Here is a 20,974-nt window from a genome sequence, read left to right as displayed (position 1 = left end):
ATCGGAGCACAGCGAATGTTGCAATTCGTGAGCACCGAAGCGCAGGCCTGACAACGAATGCGAAGGTTTGTCGACACGCTGAAAGACACAGCTAAAGCTGTGTCTTTTTACGTACCGAACCGATTATGTTCCGGTCTCCTGTCCTTTTTTAGAGCGGTGCAGCCGGATCTTGTAGATCGTCAAAATAAGGACCGCGACGATCAACCCTTCCCCGACCGGCAGAAACACCCCGAAAAACGTCAGAAATGTACATCCCAAAGCGAGAAAGAAATAAATAATCGCACTTTTTAACATCGGCAGCCGTTTGGCAAACCCCAGTTTAAAAACGATGGCAGACAGAAGCAAGATGGTGGCATAAAGCCACCACATTCCCGCTTCGGGATGCTGATCCACTTTATAAAGAGCGGCAAAAAATGAAAGCCGTTCACTTACATCAGGCAAAAAGATCCCCCTCCCCTTTATCTAGTTGGGTTGCTCTTTTTTAAGTTCTGCAAACTTTACGACAATCCTGCCAACTTCTTCTTTTTCGCTGCTTTTTCGCGTTCGTTTTTATCAAGAATTTTCTTTCTCAGCCTGATCGATTCAGGCGTTACTTCGCAATATTCATCTTCGTTCAAGTATTCAAGCGACTCTTCAAGCGACATGATGCGCGGTTTTTTCATGCTGACCGTTTGATCTTTTGTCGCTGAACGGACGTTTGTTTGCTGCTTCATTTTGTTGATGTTGACGACAAGATCGTTTTCGCGGTTGTGTTCGCCGACGATCATGCCTTCATACACTTCTGTCCCCGGCTCAACAAAAATGACGCCTCGTTCCTCAACGCCTTGAATACCGTAAGCTGAAGCTTTTCCTGTATCCATTGAGACGAGGACCCCTTGACGGCGGCCGCCGACTTGCCCAGGCTCAACCGGCTGATAGCTGTCAAACGTGTGATTCAAAATACCGAATCCGCGTGTAAGGGAAAGAAACTCTGTTGAGTAGCCGATTAAACCGCGAGAAGGTACATTGAAAATCAAGCGGACTTGCCCGTTTCCGCTGTTGATCATGTCGATCATCTCGCCTTTGCGCGCACCCATCGATTCCATGACAGATCCAGTATGCTCCTCAGGCACATCGATTTGAACACGCTCGACAGGTTCACAGCGGACACCGTCGATTTCTTTGATGATGACTTCAGGTTTTGACACTTGTAATTCAAAGCCCTCGCGGCGCATGTTTTCAATTAAAATCGACAAATGAAGCTCACCGCGCCCTGAAACGATCCAAGCATCCGGAGACGGCGTCGGGTCGACCCGCAGACTCACATCGGTCTGCAGCTGCTGTTCAAGACGTTCTTCGATCTTTCTTGCCGTCACATATTTGCCTTCGCGTCCTGCAAACGGGCTGTTATTCACGGCAAATGTCATCTGAAGCGTCGGCTCATCAATACGAAGCACAGGGAGCGCTTCCTGATGATCGATCGGACAGACCGTTTCGCCGACATTGATGTCTTCCATTCCGGACACCGCGACGAGATCCCCTGCTTTTGCTTCTTCAATCTCGACTCTTTTCAATCCTTGGAAGCCGAAGATTTTTGTGACGCGGAACGGTTTGGCGGAGCCGTCTAGCTTCATTAAAGCTACTTGCTGTCCGACCTGCATCGTTCCCCTGAATACGCGGCCGATCCCGATACGTCCGACATAGTCGTTGTAATCAAGCAGTGCCACCTGGAACTGAAGCGGCTCTTCACGGTTGTCGACAGGACTTGGGATATGGTTGACGATCGCTTCAAATAAAGCCTCCATATTTTCATCCTGCTGCTTTGGATCCGCTGATGCCGTGCCATTGATCGCTGAAGCATAGACCACCGGGAATTCCAGCTGTTCTTCATTTGCATCAAGCTCAATGAAAAGATCGAGCACTTCATCGACGACTTCTTCGGGACGGGCGAAATCGCGGTCGATCTTATTGACGACAACGATCGGCGTCAAATTTTGCTCAAGCGCTTTTTTCAATACAAACCGCGTCTGCGGCATGCAGCCTTCATAGGCGTCAACGACAAGCAGAACGCCGTCAACCATCTTCATGATCCGCTCTACTTCACCGCCAAAATCTGCGTGTCCTGGAGTATCCAAAATATTAATGCGTGTATCTTTATAGTTAATCGCTGTGTTTTTCGCTAAAATCGTAATGCCGCGCTCTCTTTCCAAATCGTTGGAATCCATGGCGCGTTCCGCCACATTTTCATTGGCACGGAATGTACCGGCCTGATGGAGAAGCTGATCCACAAGCGTCGTTTTTCCATGGTCAACGTGGGCGATAATAGCGATATTGCGAAGATCTTCTCGAAGTTTCACGTTTTCATCTCCTAAAAAATTTAGATAATCTTTCATATTATAACTGAGGAATGAAGTTATTTCAATTTGTTTCCGCATTTCAAGCTGTGAAAGCCCTTTATCTTCCCGGCGTTTTTCTGTAAACTAACAGTAGACTGAAAAAGGGGATGTCAGACGAATGAAACAAATCAAATGGATGTTCTTATTGCTCGCATTAGCCGCGGTTATCAGCATCATGATGGTCGGAGTGGCCATCGCCGAAAAAAGCCTGCTCGGGGTCGGGCTCGCCTTTGCGATTCTCATTGTTATCATGGGAACCGGATTCACCCTCAAAAAACGAATGCGCGAAAAAGGCGTACTTTAGTAAACGCGAAGCTCCTTTACGGCTAAAGGAGCTTTTTTCCTGACGAAAAACCGACCATTTTTTAGCCTGATGATAAAATGATTAGAACAAACGGTAGCCCGTTTTTATCTTTTTGCCCAGCCGGCCCGGCAAGCACTATCGGATCATGGTATCACTCTTCCTTTCCCCTATTTTTTCTCGAATTTTCTCTCGTTATCATTAAACTGCAGCAAAAAATTCGGAGGGAGAAGCGCGGCCTCAGAACTTGAAATCAGATTAAAAAACCGGCGGCCAAGCCGCCAGTTTTTTTAAAGAAGGAAAAGATAAATGAAAAGCATCAGAAAGTACCCGCCGCCAAACAGTGCAGCCCCGGTGAGGATCAGCCGCCGATAGTATGTCTTCCTAAACTTTTGTTCTTCATCATCCCCTGTCTCCTTCACTACATTACCGTCATCGTGAATCATGATGGGACAGCTGGATATTTAACAACAAGACTATCCTTATAATGAGGATCCAATGCAAAATCATGTAGAAATGGATTCCCAAAAGTATTAGTAATCTGGAGTGCAGCTCCTAACAGCATCGCAAAAAGGAAAAAGATAGCCATATTCTTTTGTTTAAATAGGACGAAAGCATCAATGCCTAAAAGACTAACAAGCGACTTATCCTTCTTCGCTTTCGATGTCGGACAATCTTGGAGTGTCAATGAATACAGCGCAAGTAAAAGTGAAGCACCAGAAGCAACATATAACTGAATGTTGCTCAATTCAAGCTTCAAAAAACTAATCGTCCACATTGCAAGAATAAAACCGACTGTTCCAAAAACACGAACAGGCGGGAAGTCTTTTACTGTATCGAGCCCTGTTTTTTCTAAAGAAACGTAAGAAATGACATTAGATAAAGCAATTGTTGGCATATAAACGATTGCATTAAAAAGCATAACCCAAAACATGATGATAGGATCTGAAATCTGTGCAGCTACAAATAATGCGACAGCTCCAAAAAAGTGGCAAATCCCGTATAATCTATTTGCTTTTATCCAGCGCGATCTGCATGGTTGTCTACAAGCGTATAGCAGTTTGCCAGCTATTCGTGATGAAGTAGTCCGACGAATGAAGCGTGGTCATGTTTCTTTACTTGAAGATAAAATTCATGATGTAGAAGATATAGATTTTCACCATATTTTAAATGGAATAGAGAAAGAAGACCCTCTTTGTCTGGAAGTCGTTAAGGAAGCAGCTTATTTTTTTGGTATCGGTCTTAGTAATTTGATTTTCCTTTTGCGCCCAGATATTGTGATATGTGGAGGAACCTTAGTTCCAAAACCTCTTTTTTATGAAGTAGCCTCTGAAACAGCACAAAAGCGACTCATACACTTTCCAAATAATCATGTTCAGATTGTTAAGTCAACCGCAGCTTACAATATCGTAGCACAGGGAGCGGGATGTATGATACTGGATTATTTCACTGAAGAGAACTTACCATAGGAAGCTGTTCGTATTTGTGACTGACACCATTATAAAACCGGTATAAAACAACGTGTGTCCGTATGTCGTTGATGAACTTGATTTTCCGTCCTCATTTGCACATTATATCCAGATTTTAGTTGGCCGTTTTTCGTATGATCTTCTTTCATTCGCATAAAGCGGCATCATGGGCTGTTTTGGAATAGCTGTTCCTATCGGCAAATATACTGTTTTGTTTCTATAATTTTCTCGAATCAGCTTCAAAGATTTCTTCCATTGACTGCGTTCTTGGCGCTTCTCTTTGCGAATCTTTGTGTCTGTTTCCTCATCTATTTTGTCTGTTAATCGATCTACTTTTTCTTCGATTTGACTCCACTGTCTCCAGGTTTTCTTAAGTCTCTAGATGTTGTGCTTTTTCTTCTGTCCAGATTCTAATTGTGTGAGTTCATGAATGTGCTGAAAGGCTTCCTGAATCCTTTCTTTTAACTTTGCTTCCCATGTCGCAGTAGACTTTTTCCATACGAAAGAATACTTGTTGGCATTGGCTTCGATTTTGGTACCATCTAAAAAGCAGTTTTCCATTGTCACTTATTTTTGTTCGATCAGTTTTAACATCATCGCTTCAAATAACGCATTCATGAGTGCCTTCATTGGTACACCACGGAATTCATTGATTGTGCGAAAATCAGGTTGTTGCAGGGCAGCCAACCATATAGCAGGGATGTTTTCTTTTGTTATTTCTCAATACCTCGGCAAGAATAGACTTTTTGGAAATAACCAAATTTAAGCATCATTTTCGGATGAAAGGAACTTCGGCCTCCACCAGTATGATGAGAAAACAGTTGCTCATCTGGAACAGCTTCGACCATTTCGTCTACCACACGTGCCACATGATGTTCTGGAATGAGTTGTTCAAGGTCATAAATCGCTTGAATTTGACCGATTGTCATAAGGTTTGAACGTAGGAGCCAATTGTCTTTTAGACTTCTATTTTTCCTTTATGTCTGGCAGAAGTGTCATTTGCGTGTTATTTCGTAAATGTGTTCTGGCAACTCCATTTTACTAAAAGGACGATTTTTTTGTATTTTTTCAAAAAATAAAAAGGCTATTAGAAAGTCAGCAAAAGCTGACTTTCTGGACAGCCCCCTCTTTCGTATCATTTCCCAGGAGCTAGGGGTAAAACCATAATCAGATATTGTTCCCCCTTCTCATCTTGTTCTGCTTTCAATTGTTCAAATCCTGTACGAGCCAGCATGTTCAGCCATCCGTCCCTCTCATAAGGCACAGCGGCAAAAAGCGCTTTATGTCCCTTTTCATACAAGTGTTCTCCAATTGCTTCAATCACTTCTTTGGCCCGGCCTTTTTGGCGGAAATCGGGATGAACCAGCAATGTTCCAAGCCACGGTTTGCCATTGGAAGGCGCCCAGTCGAGGTGGAAGCTGACAGCCGCCGGGCGGCTGCCCTCTTCCCAAATGAGCCAGTGTCCGCTGTACATCTGATAGGAGCGCATATATTGTTCAACGCTTTGTCCGTTCAGCTCTTCTTCGGCCCATTCCGGACTTTCTTCAATCACCTCTTCAAAAAACGCCGCATCGGCGGGGGAAAACGGCCTGCTATGCATGCGGCAGATAGTCTTTGAAAATCGTTTGGTGACAGACCGGGTTGCCGGCGATGATGCTGTTGTTTTCGAGAAAGTTGATCGGTTTTCCGTCAAGCGTTGTATATGTTCCCCCCACTTCATCAAGCAGGACGCAGCCGGCAGCATAATCCCAAGGGGCAAGTCTCATCGTCACATAGGCATCCATTCTTCCAGCCGCCACATAAGCGAGCTCTAGCGCCGCTGATCCGTATGAGCGCGTCCCTCTGACACGTTTAACGAGCGGAGATAAAACGCTTGGATCAATCCGTCTGTTTTCTGTGATCCAAGTCGCATTGATCGCAAGAATCGCTTCCTCAAGCGGCACGTCTTTCATCTTGCCAAGCTTTGTATCATTCATATAAGCGCCCTCGCCTTGGAACGCATGGTACAGCTCATCATGTGTCACATCATAAATCAGGCCGATTTTGCCTTTCCCGTTTTCAAAAATACCGATCGAAATCGCAAAATTACGTTTTTGGTGAATAAAATTCATGGTTCCGTCGATCGGATCGATGATCCAGACGATCCCGTCCAATGACGTGAGCTTGTCTCCCTGGCCTTCTTCGCCGAGTATACGATGATCAGGAAATACCGATTGGATTTTGTCAATAAAAAAACGCTCTGTCTCTTTATCAATGTTTGTCACAAGGTCATTAGGATTTGATTTTGTTTCAATCGTCATCTTTTCTTTCATCGACTGTTTGATTTTCTCGCCTGCTTCTTTCACCCAGCTTTTCGCCAGGCGGTCGATTTCCTTCCAGTTCGTCATCACACAACCTCTTTTCTATGTATACCTATTGATTTATTCATAGCATACTGATTTTAAACGGGGAAAATCAAGAAAAAAAGCCCAGGACGCTCAGATAAAAACGAACCTGACTGACGGTTCGTTTTTATTATGGTTTCAACCATGTAATCTGATCCATTCTTTTCTTAAGCGTTCCAGCTTGCGTTTACTCAGCTCAATTTGGGTTTCATCGTTTTGTTCCATAGCTTCAAAAAGCGTCGCCAATTCATAATCAACCTCAAGCCTCCAGACAGCGGCCCGATTGTCCTTTTCTTCCTTCATCCCCTGCTTCACGATTGGTTTCATTTGCCTACGCTCCTTCCAGAGAAAATTGATTTTTAGGAGACATCCTTCTGGTCATAGCTCCCCGCGGCATTTATATTAATTTTCTTATTCATATCGTATGAATCGCTAAACCATTCGTAACATCATTCGCAAAATTGTGTGTTTACCTAACGATTCCCGAAAAACCTTATGTTGAAACGTATTTTTTTGTTTAAAAAAGCAACTGTGATAAAATATCATTACTGATCGGATCAAGGAGGAAAAACATGAACAATCTGCGTTTTACTGAAGAAGATTTTAATACATTTACAATAGAAGGTTTAGATGCGCGGATGGAGGTTCTGAAAGAGACGGTACGCCCCAAGCTTCAGGGGCTTGGAGATCATTTTGCGCCTGCTCTGTCCGCTCTGACAGGTGATGAAATGTTCGTTCATGTTGCAAAGCATGCGCGCCGTTCAGTCAATCCGCCAGATGACAGCTGGGTCGCTTTTGCAAACAATAAGCGGGGCTATAAAAAGCTGCCCCATTTCCAAATCGGCTTATGGAAGACCCATGTTTTCGTCTGGTTTGCACTGATTTATGAGTCTCCGCTCAAAACGGACTACGGACGGCTTTTTAAAGAACATCTGGATGACATCAAGAACCGGATTCCTAACAGCTTTGTCTGGTCGCCGGATCATACGAAGCCGGAAGCGCGCAAAGCGTCTGATATGACAGACGAAGACCTAAAACAGCTGTTTGACAGGCTGGTCAATGTCAAAAAAGCCGAAGCGCTCTGTGGAATTCAGCTTTCCAAAGATCAGGTGCTGCAAATGAGTGAAGATGAATTTCTATCAGAAATTGAAGCTTCTTTTGAAAAGCTTGCTTTTCTTTACAGGCTGACGCAAAAAGCAGGAGAATCGGTTTAAAAAGGGATGCGGAGGTATTCCCTTTTTACATTTTAATTTTCTGATCCTCCGCTTGTTCTTTCGCTTTTTTTACGACTTGATACGGAGAATAATGACTCGCTTCTTCAAACTGGCTGCACAGCTTTTTTTCTTCCGCCTTTCCCGGAACAATTTCTTTAAAGCGCCGGTATGCGCTCAATAATACATCGCGTTCAATGCCTTTCTCATATGCCAGTTCAACCGTTTGAAAAAACGAAATGACATCTATCGCTTCCTCTGTCGTCCAGTCTTCATTCATCGGATATTGATATCCTTCCATTTGACTCATCTCCTTGTACGTTCGCCATCAGACGGCTTTTTGTTTAGTATTCGTTTTCTTTTTTTCGTCTATCCCCGGGCGGGAAAGATCATAAATTGTACTTTACATTCTTTCAAGATCATAATATAATTCATTTGTTTTATGCCATCAAGGAAAAACTGAAAAATAACCCGACGAATTTTGATAAACAATAGACATTAACAGGCATTTTAATGAAGGTGGGAAATTAATTGTTGCAGCAGGAAACACCCCTATACACAGGATTAAAGAAGCACGCCGCCCGAAATCCGATTCAATTCCATATTCCCGGCCATAAAAAAGGATCCGGGATGGACCCTGAATTCAGAAGCTTTATCGGAGAAAACGCTCTAAGCATAGATTTGATCAATATTGAGCCGCTTGATGATCTGCATGCTCCAAAAGGAATCATCAAAGAGGCGCAAGACCTGGCTGCCGAAGCGTTCGGAGCCGATTATACGTTTTTTTCCGTCCAAGGAACAAGCGGCGCCATCATGACGATGGTCATGGCTGTCTGCGGGCCTGGAGACAAAATTATCGTACCGAGGAACGTCCATAAATCGGTGATGTCCGCGATCGTCTTTTCAGGAGCCGTTCCCATTTTCATTCATCCGGAAATCGATGATGAACTGGGGATCTCACACGGCATTACGCCCGAATCCGCGAAAAAAGCGCTCGAGGAGCATCCGGATGCCAAAGGTCTTCTCGTCATCAATCCGACTTACTTCGGTATTGCTGCCGATTTAAAAAGCATCGTAGAGCTCGCCCATTCATTTGACGTCCCTGTGCTCGTTGATGAAGCACACGGTGTTCATATCCATTTCCATGAAAAGCTCCCCCTATCAGCCATGCAGGCGGGGGCCGATATGGCGGCAACGAGCGTCCATAAACTCGGAGGTTCGCTTACACAAAGCTCAGTGCTGAATATCAGAGAAGGACTTGTATCAAAAGAGAGGGTTCAATCGATTTTAAGCATGATGACGACAACATCAACATCCTACTTACTTCTCGCTTCCCTCGATGTCGCCAGAAAGCGTTTGGCGACGGAAGGGCACGAATTAATTGAACAGACGATCAAGCTGGCCGAAGAAACAAGGAAGCGCATCAACGGCATCAAAGGCATCTTTTGTGTGGGCAGGGATATTCTCGGCACTAAGGCAGCTTATGATTATGATCCGACAAAGCTGATTATTTCTGTCAAAAATCTTGGTTTGACGGGACACGATGTGGAAAAGTGGCTGCGCGAGTCGTATCATATTGAAGTCGAACTTTCCGATTTATACAACATCCTTTGCATTTTTACGCCGGGAGACCGCAAAGAAGACGCAGACGTACTCGTTCAAGCGCTGACCGATATCGTTCATCAGGCGGTTTCATCTCAAGAAAGTAAACGTACACCGGAGGTGCTGCTGCCGAATATACCGGCGCTCGCCATGACACCCCGTGATGCGTTTTACGCCAACACGGAAGTCGTACCGTTCAAAAAAGCGGCCGGAAGGATTATCGCCGAGTTTGTCATGGTATATCCGCCGGGGATTCCGATTTTCATTCCGGGAGAAATTATTACAGAAGACAATATCAACTACATTGAAAAGAACCTTGAAGCGGGCCTGCCCGTTCAGGGGCCGGAAGATGACACACTGCACATGATTCGCGTCATCAAAGAACAGCAAGCCATCCTTTAAAAATGAAAAGCATGCGGCCGTTTAAAAGCCGCATGCTTTTTTTCTACTCCTTCTCTTCCAAATGGCAGTTGCACTTTCCACACGTACCGTAAAGGATCGTCACTTTCTCATCTTCAAAATGCTGAATCGGCTCATTACAGTCCTGACAAACGATCGTGCCCATTTTTCATTCCCCTTTTCGTTTCAAAATGGAAGCGGTTTATCTCTTTGGTTACTTTTATAATATGATGTCACATTGTCGTTGTCAACGGTAAATTGTATAACACATTTATATTATTTTGCTCATTTTTCAAAAAACGGGCAGACAGGAAAATCGCTCCTTCCCTCAATCAAGTGTATTCAACACATTTTCTTTTAGGAGAGCAATTTTCAGCCGATTTGACGAGTAAGTCTTTATTCCTATAAGCAAACCTCATCTGTGTACGGATCAAGAAAAAACAAGAGTTTTCATTTATGTAACAAATGGGTAACAAGTGATCATTTTTTAGAGGATCAATGATAAAATAGGAATTGTTTACTAATGAATGGAAATAACAGAACCAGGAAAATCGGCTTGCATTTTATAGAGAGGTGAAGAAACGTCATGTTGTTTCGAGCTATTTTCACCGCCATTTGTTTCTTATGTTTCATGAGCGGATGTTCGTTTTCCCAAGACACTGAAGACGAACATCAAAGTGACGAACAGCCTCACGTTAAACTGATCTTTTTTTCCGACGATGAGCATATGGATCGTGAAATTGCTTATTATGATGCACTGATGGATTTAAAAAAAGAATATCCCAAGCAGGTTGCAAATATGGAAATTTTAGAGGAGAAGGGAAAGTGGAAAAAGGACGTTCATATATTTCCATGTTTGCTGCTTGTCAATGATAAAAAAGTACTAGTTAAAATTGAAGGAAAAATCAAAGATAAGGAAAAAATCGTCAAGCTTCTTAAGGAGCAATTAAAACCATAAAAGCGCTGTTCTGTTTCAGGGAATCTCCGGCCTCCGGCGGTACATCTTCTTCAAACAAAAATCCCCCGTTTAACGGGGGATTTTTTGCTGCTTATTTTACGACGTGAATCGGCATTCCAATAGCTACTTCCGCAGCTTCCATTGTGATTTCTCCCAATGTCGGGTGAGCATGGATCGTCATCGCAATGTCTTCTGCAGTCATTCCTGCTTCGATTGCCAAGCTCAGCTCAGAAATCATATCAGAAGCGCTGGCACCGGCGATCTGCGCACCGATGACAAGTCCGTCTTCTTTGCGTGTCACAAGTTTAAGGAAACCGTCAGTTTCATTTAATGACAGCGCACGTCCGTTAGCTGCAAATGGGAATTTGGCAGCTGTCACTTCAAGGCCTTCTTCTTTAGCCTGTGCTTCAGTGTAGCCGACTGATGCCAGCTCAGGCTCAGAGAAGACAACTGCTGGAATTCCGAGATAATCGATTTCCGCAGCTTCTCCGGCAATCGCTTCAGCAGCAATTTTGCCTTCATAAGATGCTTTGTGGGCAAGCGGCGGTCCTTCGATGATATCGCCGATTGCATAAATGTTGGAAACGTTTGAACGGCATTGTTTGTCTGTTTTGATGATGCCGCGGTCTGTCATTTCAATGCCGACTTGCTCAAGACCAAGCTCATCTGTGTTCGGCACGCGTCCGACCGTTACAAGTACGTAGTCAGCATCAACGGTTTTCTCTTCACCTTTGACTTCAAACGTCACGCTTACGCCGTCTGCTTTTTCTTCGACGCCTTTTGCCATCGCATTTGTATGGATCTCAACATTGCCTTTTTTCTTAAGGTTGCGTTTGACAAGAGAGCTCATTTGCTTCTCAAAGCCTGGGAGGATTTCGTCTCCGCCTTCAAGAACAACCACTTCTGTACCGAAGTTGGCATAGGCTGTTCCAAGCTCTGTACCGATGTAGCCGCCTCCGATGACAACGAGCTTTTTAGGAATTTCTTTCAGCGCCAATGCACCGGTTGAATTCAAGACGCGGTCGCTATATTTAAAGTTTGGCAATTCAATAGGACGTGAACCCGTTGCAATGATCGCATTTTTGAATGTGTAGGTTTGAGCTGAATTCTCATCCATCACGCGAACAGAATTGCTGTCTACGAAATATGCTTCACCTTTTACGATATCGACTTTGTTGCCTTTCAGAAGGCCTTCAACACCGCCGGTAAGCTTTTTCACAACAGAGGCTTTCCATTCTTGAACTTTTGTAAAGTCTACTGTTACGTTTTCAGCCGTGATCCCCATATCTTCAGAATGCTTTGCATTCTCATAACGGTGGCCTGCATTGATCAGCGCTTTTGAAGGGATACATCCGACATTCAGACATACGCCTCCAAGATTGCCTTTTTCAACGATGGTTACTTTTTGTCCAAGCTGAGCGGCGCGGATGGCAGCTACATAGCCGCCAGGACCCGCACCAATGACGAGAGTATCTGTTTCAATAGGGAAATCTCCTACTACCATGACATTACGCCTCCATTAAAATTAGTTGTGGATCGTTCAGTAAACGCTTGATGTGATTCAACGCGTTTTGTGCAGTTGCCCCGTCGATCATACGGTGGTCAAAGCTTAGAGAAAGAGCCAGAACAGGTGCAGCGACAATTTCGCCGTCGCGCACAATCGCTTTTTCAGCGATACGGCCGATTCCAAGGATCGCAACCTCAGGATGGTTGATAACCGGTGTGAACCATTGGCCGCCGGCAGAACCGATGTTGGTGATTGTGCAAGAAGCGCCTTTCATTTCAGCAGGAGCAAGCTTGCCTTCGCGCGCTTTTGTCGCAAGTTCGTTGATTTCATTGGAAATCTCAAACACAGCTTTGCGGTCCGCATTTTTAACAACCGGCACAAGCAGTCCTTTGTCGGTGTCTGCTGCAATACCGATGTTGTAGTAGTGCTTCTGAATCACTTCATCTGTATTATCGTCGATTGATGTGTTAAGTACAGGATATTTTTTCAGAGCTGATGTTAAAGCTTTTACCACGTAAGGCAGGTAAGTCAGCTTAATGCCTTGGTCAGCCGCAACTTGTTTAAACTGCTTGCGGTGTGCGACAAGGTTTGTTACATCGACTTCATCCATTAGTGTAACGTGTGGAGCGGTATGTTTGGAATTCACCATAGCTTTTGCGATGGCTTTGCGGATTCCGCTCATTTTTTCGCGTGTTTCAGGGAACTCGCCTTCCGGAACTTGTACTGCAGCTTGCGGCTGTTGAGCAGGTTCTGCTTTCTCTTCAGCTTGAGCAGCTGGAGCTTCTACTGCTGCACCTCCGTTTAAGAAGCTGTCGATATCTTCTTTGAGAACCCGTCCGTTTTTGCCGGAACCGGCAACCTTCGCGATATCAACGCCTTTTTCACGAGCATATTTGCGAACGGAAGGCATTGCGATGACGCGTTTATTCGGATCTGCGTCTGCATCATCCTGCTTGGCTGCTGTTTCTTGTGCAGGTGCTTCAGCTTCTTCTGCTTTAGCCTCTTCAGTTTTAGCTTCTGATGATTCGTCGCTACCTTTAAATTGAAGATCTTCGTACCCTGGTGCATCAAATGTAATGATTGTCTGCCCGACGGTTGCGACTGTTCCCTCTTCAACTTTTAATTCTAATACTTTTCCCTTAACAGGTGAAGGAATTTCTACAACAGCTTTATCGTTTTGCACCTCTGCCAAAACGTCATCTTCGTTTACCTCATCGTTTGGCTTGACGAACCATTTTACGATTTCGCCCTCGTGGATTCCTTCCCCGATATCCGGAAGTTTAAATTCAAATGCCACAGTTTTCGACCTCCTAAGATATTTACGTAGTTGTTATTGTTTCACAGACTGTCAGTTATACGGCTGAAAATTCCCGCCTGACTGTGGAAATACATGAAGGGAAAAGACAAACGTCAACTTTCCCCTTCCTTCATATCTGATTAGATTAAAATTCCAATACTTTTTTTGCAGTTTCAAGCACGTCTTTATGGTTTGGAAGCCAAACGCCTTCAGCTTGAGAGAATGGGAATACAGTATCAGGCGCTGCCACGCGAAGCACCGGTGCTTCAAGGCTTAAGATGGCGCGGTCATTGATTTCCGCTACAACGTTCGCTGCAATACCTGCTTGTTTTTGCGCTTCTTGAACAACGATTGCACGGCCTGTTTTCTCAACAGATGCGATGATTGCGTCAATATCAAGCGGGCTGACTGTGCGAAGATCGACAACCTCAGCTGATACGCCTTCTTTTTCAAGTTCTTCAGCTGCTTTTAATGATTCGTGAACCATCGCTCCATACGTGATGATGGAAAGATCTGTACCTTCACGCTTCACATCGGCTTTTCCGATTTCAATTGTGTATTCTTCCTCCGGAACCTCCTGGCGGAATGAACGATAAAGCTTCATATGCTCAAGGAAGACGACCGGATCGTTGTCGCGGATCGCGGAAATCAAAAGTCCTTTTGCATCGTACGGAGTTGAAGGGATCACGACTTTAAGTCCAGGCTGCTGTGCAACAAGTCCTTCCAAGCTGTCCGCGTGAAGCTCTGGTGTATGAACACCGCCGCCAAACGGGGAACGGATTGTAACAGGAGAAGTCCAGCGGCCGCCGGAACGGTAGCGCATCCGCGCCATTTGGCCGGAAACTGAATCCATTACTTCATACACGAATCCGAAAAATTGAATTTCCATTACCGGACGGAAACCTTGTAAGCCCATACCGAGTGCAAGACCGCCGATACCAGATTCGGCAAGAGGAGTGTCAAATACGCGATCCTCACCAAACTCTTTTTGCAATCCTTCAGTCGCACGGAACACGCCGCCGTTAACACCGACGTCTTCTCCGAAAACTAAGACATTTTCGTCATTTTTCAGTTCTGTGCGTAACGCATCAGTGATTGCTTGAATCATTGTCATTTGCGCCATGGCTTACTTCGACTCCTTCTCTTTATAAATTTCCTTTTGTTCTGCAAGGTTGTAAGGAAGCTCTTCATACATGATGTCGATCAGGTCGGTCACTTTTTGCTTCGGCTCTTCGTCGGCTTTCTTGATCGCCTGTTTGATTTCTTCTTTTGCTTCTTCGATTACTTTGTTTTCTTCCTCTTCAGACCAGAGGCCTTTGTTTTCCAAGAACTTGCGGAAACGTACGAGCGGATCTTTCTGCTCCCACTCATTCTCGATTTCTTTCGTGCGGTATTTCGTCGGGTCATCGCCCGCCATTGTATGAGGACCGTAACGGAAGCAAAGCGTCTCAATCAGTGTCGGACCTTCGCCGTTAACAGCGCGCTCACGAGCTTCACGGGTAGCAGCGTACACAGCAAGCGCATCCATTCCGTCAACTTGAATGCCGACGATACCGGCGGCCGCTGCTTTTTGAGCGATGGTTTGTGCTGCTGATTGTTTTTCTACAGGTGTAGAAATCGCATAGCGGTTGTTTTGGACGACGAAGATAGCCGGAGCTTTATAAGCACCCGCAAAGTTGATTCCTTCGTAGAAATCCCCTTGTGAAGCGCCTCCGTCACCTGTATAAGTGATCGCTACTGCTTGTTTGCCGCGTTTTTTCAGACCGAGGGCCACACCGGCTGTCTGAATGTACTGCGCACCGATGATGATTTGCGGTGAAAGCGCATTAACATCATCCGGCATTTGATTTCCCCGGAAATGTCCGCGGGAGAACAAGAACGCCTGATAAAGCGGAAGCCCGTGCCAGATCAGCTGCGGAACGTCACGGTAGCCCGGAAGGACGAAGTCTTCTTTCTCAAGCGCAAAATGCGTTGCTATTTGAGAAGCTTCCTGTCCGGCAGTCGGCGCATAGAATCCGAGGCGGCCTTGTCTGTTCAGAGAAATAGAACGCTGATCCAGAATTCGCGTAAACACCATGCGGCGCATTAATTCTTTTAATTGATCGTCTGATAAATCAGGCATTGCCGTTTCATTTACGACTTCGCCTTCTTCATTCAAAATTTGAAACGTTTCGAACTGCTTTTTAATGGCATCAAATTGCTTTTTGCTATCAACGATTGCTTTTTTCGTTTTTGCAGCCATATTCAAGTCACCTCTTCCTTTCTTTTAACAGTCATAGACGTTTATCCCTTATACATACAAAATTAGGGTGTCCTAAATTGACGGGCGCAACTCATATTTATTTCATATTAGCCGCTTTGATGGTTGTCGAAACTTTTATGTAAGGACAATACAACGCGTTCTAAAACTGTATCATTTATCTTTTGCAACAAACTAATACAACAAGTTCCACCAAGGCTAAGTTTACACCAGCGAATGTGACACGTCAATCGATTTCATTCCCGAATTTCAATAAATGTATTCGCTTTATTCAATTCCCGTTTTAACGGTCTTCAGAACGGGATAAAACTGTGCTAGTATAGATAAGAATCTGTATTACAATAGCAATACAGATTTTGTCAAAAAAAGGAGAGCCGATTCAAATCAGCTCTCCTTCACATTAAATCCTGCCGCCTTGTAAAACTCTTTTTTGGCTTGATTAAAATCTTTTGTATAAGCGTTGAAGTCTTTGCTCCGCTTCAATACATCATCATACGATTTGTTGATTTTCTTCAGCTGGGCTTCGAGTTTGCTCAGTTCGAGATCCTTATTTTGCAGGAGCTTGTACAATTCTTTGTCAAGTCCGATGGCGCTTTTATATGCTGCATAAAGCGTCCCGTACGCCTTGTAGCGCTTCTCCATATAAGAAGCGGCATTCTCCGCTTTTTTCCTCACCTTTTCATCGCCGATCTTTTCGGCGGTCTCTTTATTCGCTTCAAATTCGCGCTTTGCCTTTTCAATGCTTTCCTTTTCCGTTTGTAAATGCGCTTCGCGTTTGTCTGCGTTTTTCAGCGCCTGATTGGAAAGCTTCACAACCTGATCAAAATCATCCATATTCAGCCTGATCATTTCTTCATAAAGCTTCGATTCGTTTTTTTCCAAGCTTTTCAGAGATGCCTGCTCCTTTTTAAACGGCTTTTCCAATTCGACGATCTTTTCCAGAGAGCCGTGCAAAGAACTTACGGGATCTTTCCATAAGCAGCCCGCCAGTAAAAATATCGCCGCACAAAAAACGGCAAGGACGGCAGGCACACGCAATGTTGATGATTTCACTCTGACTTTCCCCCAATCTAGACAAATTCCACTATAAAGTTTATTCGTATGTTTGACAACAAAAAATCCCGGTGTTTTTGGACATGCCGATACAAGATCGGTATGTATGGAGGGACGGTTTTAGAACAAAAACAATTTGGGAAATTTACGTGATGTTGGGCATTCGACTATACAACCATCCGACTTTTACATAATTTATATTAGACGCTATGCCTACTAAAGAAAAAAGGCTTTGCGTAAAACTACGGAGGAGGTCTTCATATGTACGGTTATTGCTGCCCTGGATACGGGTACGGCGGCGGATACGGTGGATATGGCTACGGCCGCACATTCGCTTTGATCGTTGTTCTCTTTATATTGCTGATTATTGTAGGTGCGGCTTATTTAGGCTGCTAGTTCAGTGAAATCAACAAGACCAGCCGCTTTTTTGGCTGGTCATTTATGATGCAGAGACATTGCACGCCGGGGAGAACATCCGCTATACTTTACATATTAATCAGTGGGAGTGAAGAAGTTGATTACAATGGAAAACATTGTCCGCGACGGTCATCCCGCTTTGAGAACCGTCGCCGAAGAAGTGCAATTGCCAGCAAATGAAACGGAGATAAAGCAGCTGACTGAAATGATCGAGTTTGTCAAAAACAGTCAGGATCCCGAGATCGCTCAAAAATACAATCTTCGTCCAGGAGTGGGCCTCGCCGCTCCGCAAATTAATGTCAATAAAAGAATGATCGCCGTCCATGCCGAAGGCGAAGACGGCACATTATACAGCTACGCGCTTTTTAATCCCCGGATTGTCAGCCACTCCGTCCAGAAAAGCTACTTGACAAGCGGTGAAGGCTGCCTGTCGGTTGACGAGCCGATCCCGGGCTTCGTCCCGCGCTATGCGCGGATCAGAGTAAAAGCGACGACGCTTGAAGGCGAAAACATTGACATCCGTTTAAAGGGCTACCCTGCGATCGTCTTCCAGCACGAAATCGATCACTTAAACGGCATTATGTTCTATGACCATATCGACAAAGAAAATCCGCTGAAAGAGCCAGAAAACGCAATACCTGTCGGCAGATAGCGGCAAAAAGCGGATCGAAAGTTCGATCCGCTTCAGCTATTTTAAAAGGCCAAGCGCTTCAACCGCATATGCAATCCCATCTTCATCAACCGGTTTCGTGACGAAGTCGGCGATCTTTTTCAGCTCTTCGACAGCGTTGCCCATCGCAACTCCCGTCCCCGCAAATTCGATCATTTTCAGATCGTTCAGACCGTCTCCAAACGCATATGTATCCTTTCTTGCAAACGGCAGCTTTTCGATGACCTTTTTGATCCCTTCCGCTTTTGAGCCTCCAGCAGGCAGAACATCTGTCGAACGCTCGTGCCAGCGGATGAAATTGAATTCCCGAAACCGGCGGTACTGCTCTTCATCCTTCTCATCACAGAAGAGAAGCACTTGAAAAATGTCCCTTCCTTGATAATAGGAGCGGTCAGGCTGCGGAGGTGCCACTTTTAAGCTGCCGATCCCTTCAAGAATAGAGGGATGATCCCCGATCGAAGCGCGCATTCCCTCTTCTCCCATAAAAACGATCGGGTGGCCGCATTGATCCGAATGTTCCAGCAAACTTTCCAGGGAGGCGGCAGATAGCGGGTTTTTATAGATGACCTCACCTTCGAATACGACATACTGTCCGTTATATGAGACAAATGAATGGATGTCCAGTTCTTCGAGAACTTCACCAACCATGAACGGAGCCCTTCCTGTCGCGATGAAAACATGGTGTCCGTGCGCTTTCAAATCGGAAATGGCCCGTTTTGTACTCGCGGGAATCTTTTTATCATGATCATAAATGGTTCCGTCGATATCAAAAAAAATCAGCTTTTTATCCATGATTGCAGGTCTCCTTAGCTTGTATCATTTATCGTTCTCCTGTTCCATCATACAAAAACTAACGTCCAGAGAAAACCTTTTCACTTGAAAACCAAAACAAAATCCACATGCCAATAATAACCATGTAACAATAGACAAATTCATCATATAATAGAACTAAAGAAACAAGACCGGCATGGGGACAAGTCAGAGAAAGGAGGAAACCGAATGCTTCGCCGTCTGCGGAAGAAATTAAAAAAACAGCTGAATGGTATGATGCGCAGAAAGTCGATTGCTTAAAAAGGACCTTCACACATGTGGAAGGGTCCTTTTTTTCTCAGGCGCTTTTCTTATAAAGCAATTTCGCATATAATAGAAAGATGAGTCTAACAATCGGCAGTTAAGGAGAGATTTGGATGATTTATAAGGTATTTTTTCAGGGCAGTAATGACGAAGTACCTGTTCGTGAAAAAACAGATTCAATTTTTGTGGAAGCTCAATCTGAACGTGAAGTCAGATCTAAATTAAAACAATACAATTACAACATTGAGTTTATACAGGAAGTTGAAGGCGCTTTTTTAGAATACGAAAAGCAAAGCGAAAATTTTAAAGTATTGGAGTTATGAATGAATGAAATTTGTTAAAAATGACCAAACGGCTGTATTTGCCCTTGGCGGACTTGGGGAAATCGGCAAAAACACGTACGGTGTACAATTTCAGGACGAGATTGTGCTGATCGATGCAGGCATTAAGTTTCCCGAGGACGAGCTTCTCGGAATCGATTATGTCATCCCAGATTACACTTATTTAGTCAAAAATGAAGAAAAGATCAAAGGCCTTTTCATTACGCACGGACATGAAGACCACATCGGAGGCATCCCATACCTTTTGAAACAGGTCAACATCCCTGTTTACGGCGGACAGCTGGCGATCGGCCTCTTGAGAAAAAAGCTTGAAGAACACGGCCTTCTGCGCCAGACAAAACTTCATATTATTGAAGAGGTCGATATTGTCAAATTCAGAAAAACAGCTGTTTCTTTCTTCCGGACGACCCACAGCATTCCTGACTCATACGGGATCGTCGTCAAAACGCCGCAAGGAAACATCGTACATACCGGTGACTTTAAATTTGATTTTACTCCGGTAGGCGAACCAGCCAACTTAACCAAGATGGCCGAAATCGGCAAAGAAGGCGTACTTTGTCTGCTGTCTGACAGCACAAACAGTGAAATCCCTGACTTCACCATGTCAGAACGCAAAGTCGGTGAAAGCATTGATGATATTTTCCGCAAAGTTGAAGGCCGGATCATCTTTGCGACCTTCGCTTCAAACATTCACCGTCTGCAGCAGGTGATCGAATCGGCTGTTGCCAACGGGCGAAAAGTTGCCGTTTTTGGACGAAGCATGGAGAATGCCATTGAAATCGGACAAACACTCGGATATATTAAATGCCCGAAAAACACGTTCATTGAAGGGAATGAAATCAACAGGCTGCCTGCCGGAAAGGTAACGATTCTCTGTACCGGAAGCCAAGGTGAACCGATGGCCGCGCTATCACGGATTGCAAACGGCACCCACCGGCAAATCTCCATCAACCCCGGGGATACGGTCGTATTTTCATCTTCTCCGATCCCGGGCAATACGATCAGTGTCAGCCGCACGATCAATCAGCTTTACCGGGCGGGTGCAGATGTCATCCATGGAGCCGTGACGAATATTCATACGTCCGGACACGGCGGGCAGGAAGAACAAAAGCTGATGCTTCGTTTGATCAAGCCGAAATTCTTCATGCCGATTCACGGTGAATACCGAATGCAGAAAATGCACGTGAAACTGGCGACAGATTGCGGGATTCCGGAGGAAAACTGCTTTATCATGGATAATGGTGAAGTGCTTGCTTTGACAAGTGATGAAGCATCTGTCGCGGGAAAAATCCCTTCCGGCAATGTTTATATTGACGGAAGCGGCATCGGCGATATCGGCAACATTGTGCTTCGCGACCGCCGCATCCTTTCTGAAGAAGGGCTCGTCATTGTCGTAGTCAGCATCAATATGAAAGAATTCAAAGTGTCCGCAGGACCTGACTTAATTTCAAGAGGCTTTGTCTACATGAGGGAATCAGGCGATTTGATTAATGAAGCGCAAGACCTGATCGCAAGCCACCTTCAAAAAGTGATGGAGCGCAAAACAACGCAGTGGTCTGAAATCAAAAACGAAATCACGGACACACTCGCACCTTTCCTATACGAAAAAACGAAGCGCCGCCCAATGATCCTGCCGATCATTATGGAAGTGTAAAT

Annotated in this window: 24 protein-coding genes; 9 read left to right on the top strand and 15 right to left on the bottom strand. The window is 44.8% G+C overall.

Annotation, left to right across the window (positions count from 1 at the left end):
• Positions 1-123: 123 nt before the first annotated feature.
• Together ACINLD_RS03425 and typA are read right to left on the bottom strand one after the other, a co-directional pair.
• Positions 124-441 carry a YlaH-like family protein gene (locus tag ACINLD_RS03425; protein ID WP_026586827.1) on the bottom strand — a complete coding sequence of 106 codons (318 nt, stop codon included), beginning with the start codon at positions 439-441 and terminating at the stop codon, positions 124-126.
• Positions 442-497: 56 nt separating this feature from the next.
• A complete protein-coding gene (typA, locus tag ACINLD_RS03420; RefSeq protein ID WP_026586826.1) occupies positions 498-2,336 on the bottom strand; it encodes a translational GTPase TypA in 1,839 nt (612 codons plus the stop codon).
• A gap of 157 nt (positions 2,337-2,493) precedes the next feature.
• Between typA and ACINLD_RS03415 the strand changes: the two genes are divergently transcribed.
• Complete coding sequence (locus tag ACINLD_RS03415; RefSeq protein WP_026586825.1) at positions 2,494-2,679, top strand: YlaF family protein; 186 nt, start codon at positions 2,494-2,496, stop codon at positions 2,677-2,679.
• 439 nt (positions 2,680-3,118) lie between these two features.
• On the opposite strand, the gene ACINLD_RS03410 is transcribed toward ACINLD_RS03415, so the two are convergent.
• On the bottom strand, positions 3,119-3,673 hold the full coding sequence (locus tag ACINLD_RS03410; RefSeq protein WP_277692907.1) for an MFS transporter: 555 nt from the start codon (positions 3,671-3,673) through the stop codon (positions 3,119-3,121).
• On the opposite strand from ACINLD_RS03410, the gene ACINLD_RS03405 reads away from it, so the two are divergent.
• Positions 3,609-4,145: an ROK family protein gene (locus ACINLD_RS03405; protein WP_077736888.1), complete on the top strand. Its 537-nt coding sequence runs from the start codon at positions 3,609-3,611 to the stop codon at positions 4,143-4,145. The two genes, ACINLD_RS03410 and ACINLD_RS03405, sit on opposite strands and share 65 nt — an antisense overlap.
• 713 nt (positions 4,146-4,858) lie before the next feature.
• On the opposite strand, the gene ACINLD_RS03400 is transcribed toward ACINLD_RS03405, so the two are convergent.
• From ACINLD_RS03400 to ACINLD_RS03385, 4 genes are all read right to left on the bottom strand, one after another.
• Positions 4,859-5,074, bottom strand: coding sequence for a hypothetical protein (locus tag ACINLD_RS03400; protein ID WP_077736889.1), 216 nt, complete (start codon positions 5,072-5,074; stop codon positions 4,859-4,861).
• 206 nt (positions 5,075-5,280) lie between these two features.
• Positions 5,281-5,745, bottom strand: a complete 465-nt coding sequence (locus ACINLD_RS03395) for a GNAT family N-acetyltransferase (RefSeq protein WP_077736890.1) — start codon at positions 5,743-5,745, stop codon at positions 5,281-5,283.
• Positions 5,738-6,532, bottom strand: a complete 795-nt coding sequence (locus ACINLD_RS03390) for an inositol monophosphatase family protein (protein WP_026586821.1) — start codon at positions 6,530-6,532, stop codon at positions 5,738-5,740. The genes ACINLD_RS03395 and ACINLD_RS03390 overlap by 8 nt, the downstream gene beginning before the upstream one ends.
• A gap of 135 nt (positions 6,533-6,667) precedes the next feature.
• The gene (locus ACINLD_RS03385) at positions 6,668-6,856 is read right to left on the bottom strand and encodes a hypothetical protein (protein ID WP_026586820.1); all 189 of its coding nucleotides are present in this window, start codon (positions 6,854-6,856) and stop codon (positions 6,668-6,670) included.
• Between the two features lie 245 nt (positions 6,857-7,101).
• Here ACINLD_RS03385 and ACINLD_RS03380 point away from each other — a divergent pair, with 245 nt between their 5' ends.
• Positions 7,102-7,743 carry a YktB family protein gene (locus ACINLD_RS03380; RefSeq protein ID WP_026586819.1) on the top strand — a complete coding sequence of 214 codons (642 nt, stop codon included), beginning with the start codon at positions 7,102-7,104 and terminating at the stop codon, positions 7,741-7,743.
• Positions 7,744-7,768: 25 nt separating this feature from the next.
• Here the strand turns inward: ACINLD_RS03380 and ACINLD_RS03375 are convergent, their stop codons facing one another.
• Complete coding sequence (locus ACINLD_RS03375) at positions 7,769-8,041, bottom strand: UPF0223 family protein (protein WP_026586818.1); 273 nt, start codon at positions 8,039-8,041, stop codon at positions 7,769-7,771.
• 230 nt (positions 8,042-8,271) lie between these two features.
• Between ACINLD_RS03375 and ACINLD_RS03370 the strand changes: the two genes are divergently transcribed.
• Positions 8,272-9,744: an aminotransferase class I/II-fold pyridoxal phosphate-dependent enzyme gene (locus ACINLD_RS03370; RefSeq protein WP_026586817.1), complete on the top strand. Its 1,473-nt coding sequence runs from the start codon at positions 8,272-8,274 to the stop codon at positions 9,742-9,744.
• Between the two features lie 43 nt (positions 9,745-9,787).
• Here ACINLD_RS03370 and ACINLD_RS03365 read toward each other — a convergent pair whose 3' ends face one another.
• Complete coding sequence (locus ACINLD_RS03365) at positions 9,788-9,907, bottom strand: GapA-binding peptide SR1P (RefSeq protein ID WP_077736891.1); 120 nt, start codon at positions 9,905-9,907, stop codon at positions 9,788-9,790.
• Positions 9,908-10,468: 561 nt separating this feature from the next.
• Between ACINLD_RS03365 and ACINLD_RS03360 the strand changes: the two genes are divergently transcribed.
• Entirely contained in the window at positions 10,469-10,699 is a 231-nt protein-coding gene (locus ACINLD_RS03360) for a hypothetical protein (protein ID WP_236251229.1), read from the top strand.
• Positions 10,700-10,790: 91 nt separating this feature from the next.
• Here ACINLD_RS03360 and lpdA read toward each other — a convergent pair whose 3' ends face one another.
• The 5 genes from lpdA to ACINLD_RS03335 all read right to left on the bottom strand — a co-directional run bounded on the left by lpdA (position 10,791) and on the right by ACINLD_RS03335 (position 16,816).
• Positions 10,791-12,203, bottom strand: coding sequence for a dihydrolipoyl dehydrogenase (gene lpdA / locus ACINLD_RS03355; protein ID WP_026586815.1), 1,413 nt, complete (start codon positions 12,201-12,203; stop codon positions 10,791-10,793).
• 4 nt (positions 12,204-12,207) lie between these two features.
• The gene (locus tag ACINLD_RS03350; protein ID WP_026586814.1) at positions 12,208-13,503 is read right to left on the bottom strand and encodes a dihydrolipoamide acetyltransferase family protein; all 1,296 of its coding nucleotides are present in this window, start codon (positions 13,501-13,503) and stop codon (positions 12,208-12,210) included.
• A 145-nt stretch (positions 13,504-13,648) separates the two neighbouring features.
• Positions 13,649-14,626 carry a pyruvate dehydrogenase complex E1 component subunit beta gene (pdhB, locus tag ACINLD_RS03345; protein ID WP_026586813.1) on the bottom strand — a complete coding sequence of 326 codons (978 nt, stop codon included), beginning with the start codon at positions 14,624-14,626 and terminating at the stop codon, positions 13,649-13,651.
• Between the two features lie 3 nt (positions 14,627-14,629).
• Complete coding sequence (gene pdhA / locus ACINLD_RS03340) at positions 14,630-15,745, bottom strand: pyruvate dehydrogenase (acetyl-transferring) E1 component subunit alpha (protein ID WP_026586812.1); 1,116 nt, start codon at positions 15,743-15,745, stop codon at positions 14,630-14,632.
• A 402-nt stretch (positions 15,746-16,147) separates the two neighbouring features.
• A complete protein-coding gene (locus ACINLD_RS03335) occupies positions 16,148-16,816 on the bottom strand; it encodes a YkyA family protein (RefSeq protein ID WP_026586811.1) in 669 nt (222 codons plus the stop codon).
• Between the two features lie 261 nt (positions 16,817-17,077).
• Between ACINLD_RS03335 and ACINLD_RS03330 the strand changes: the two genes are divergently transcribed.
• The gene (locus ACINLD_RS03330; protein WP_035428051.1) at positions 17,078-17,212 is read left to right on the top strand and encodes a YjcZ family sporulation protein; all 135 of its coding nucleotides are present in this window, start codon (positions 17,078-17,080) and stop codon (positions 17,210-17,212) included.
• Between the two features lie 118 nt (positions 17,213-17,330).
• Positions 17,331-17,885: a peptide deformylase gene (def, locus tag ACINLD_RS03325; protein ID WP_026586810.1), complete on the top strand. Its 555-nt coding sequence runs from the start codon at positions 17,331-17,333 to the stop codon at positions 17,883-17,885.
• Positions 17,886-17,921: 36 nt separating this feature from the next.
• On the opposite strand, the gene ACINLD_RS03320 is transcribed toward def, so the two are convergent.
• Entirely contained in the window at positions 17,922-18,695 is a 774-nt protein-coding gene (locus ACINLD_RS03320) for a Cof-type HAD-IIB family hydrolase (protein ID WP_026586809.1), read from the bottom strand.
• A 395-nt stretch (positions 18,696-19,090) separates the two neighbouring features.
• Between ACINLD_RS03320 and ACINLD_RS03315 the strand changes: the two genes are divergently transcribed.
• Together ACINLD_RS03315 and rnjA are read left to right on the top strand one after the other, a co-directional pair.
• Positions 19,091-19,300, top strand: coding sequence for a DNA-dependent RNA polymerase subunit epsilon (locus ACINLD_RS03315; protein WP_026586808.1), 210 nt, complete (start codon positions 19,091-19,093; stop codon positions 19,298-19,300).
• Between the two features lie 4 nt (positions 19,301-19,304).
• A complete protein-coding gene (gene rnjA / locus ACINLD_RS03310) occupies positions 19,305-20,972 on the top strand; it encodes a ribonuclease J1 (RefSeq protein ID WP_077736892.1) in 1,668 nt (555 codons plus the stop codon).
• The last annotated feature ends 2 nt before the right edge of the window (positions 20,973-20,974 follow it).

The sequence above is a fragment of the Bacillus sp. z60-11 genome, assembly GCF_046464135.1.
GTDB lineage: Bacteria > Bacillota > Bacilli > Bacillales > Bacillaceae > Bacillus > Bacillus sonorensis_A.
This window is presented reverse-complemented; position numbering and strand designations above follow the sequence as displayed.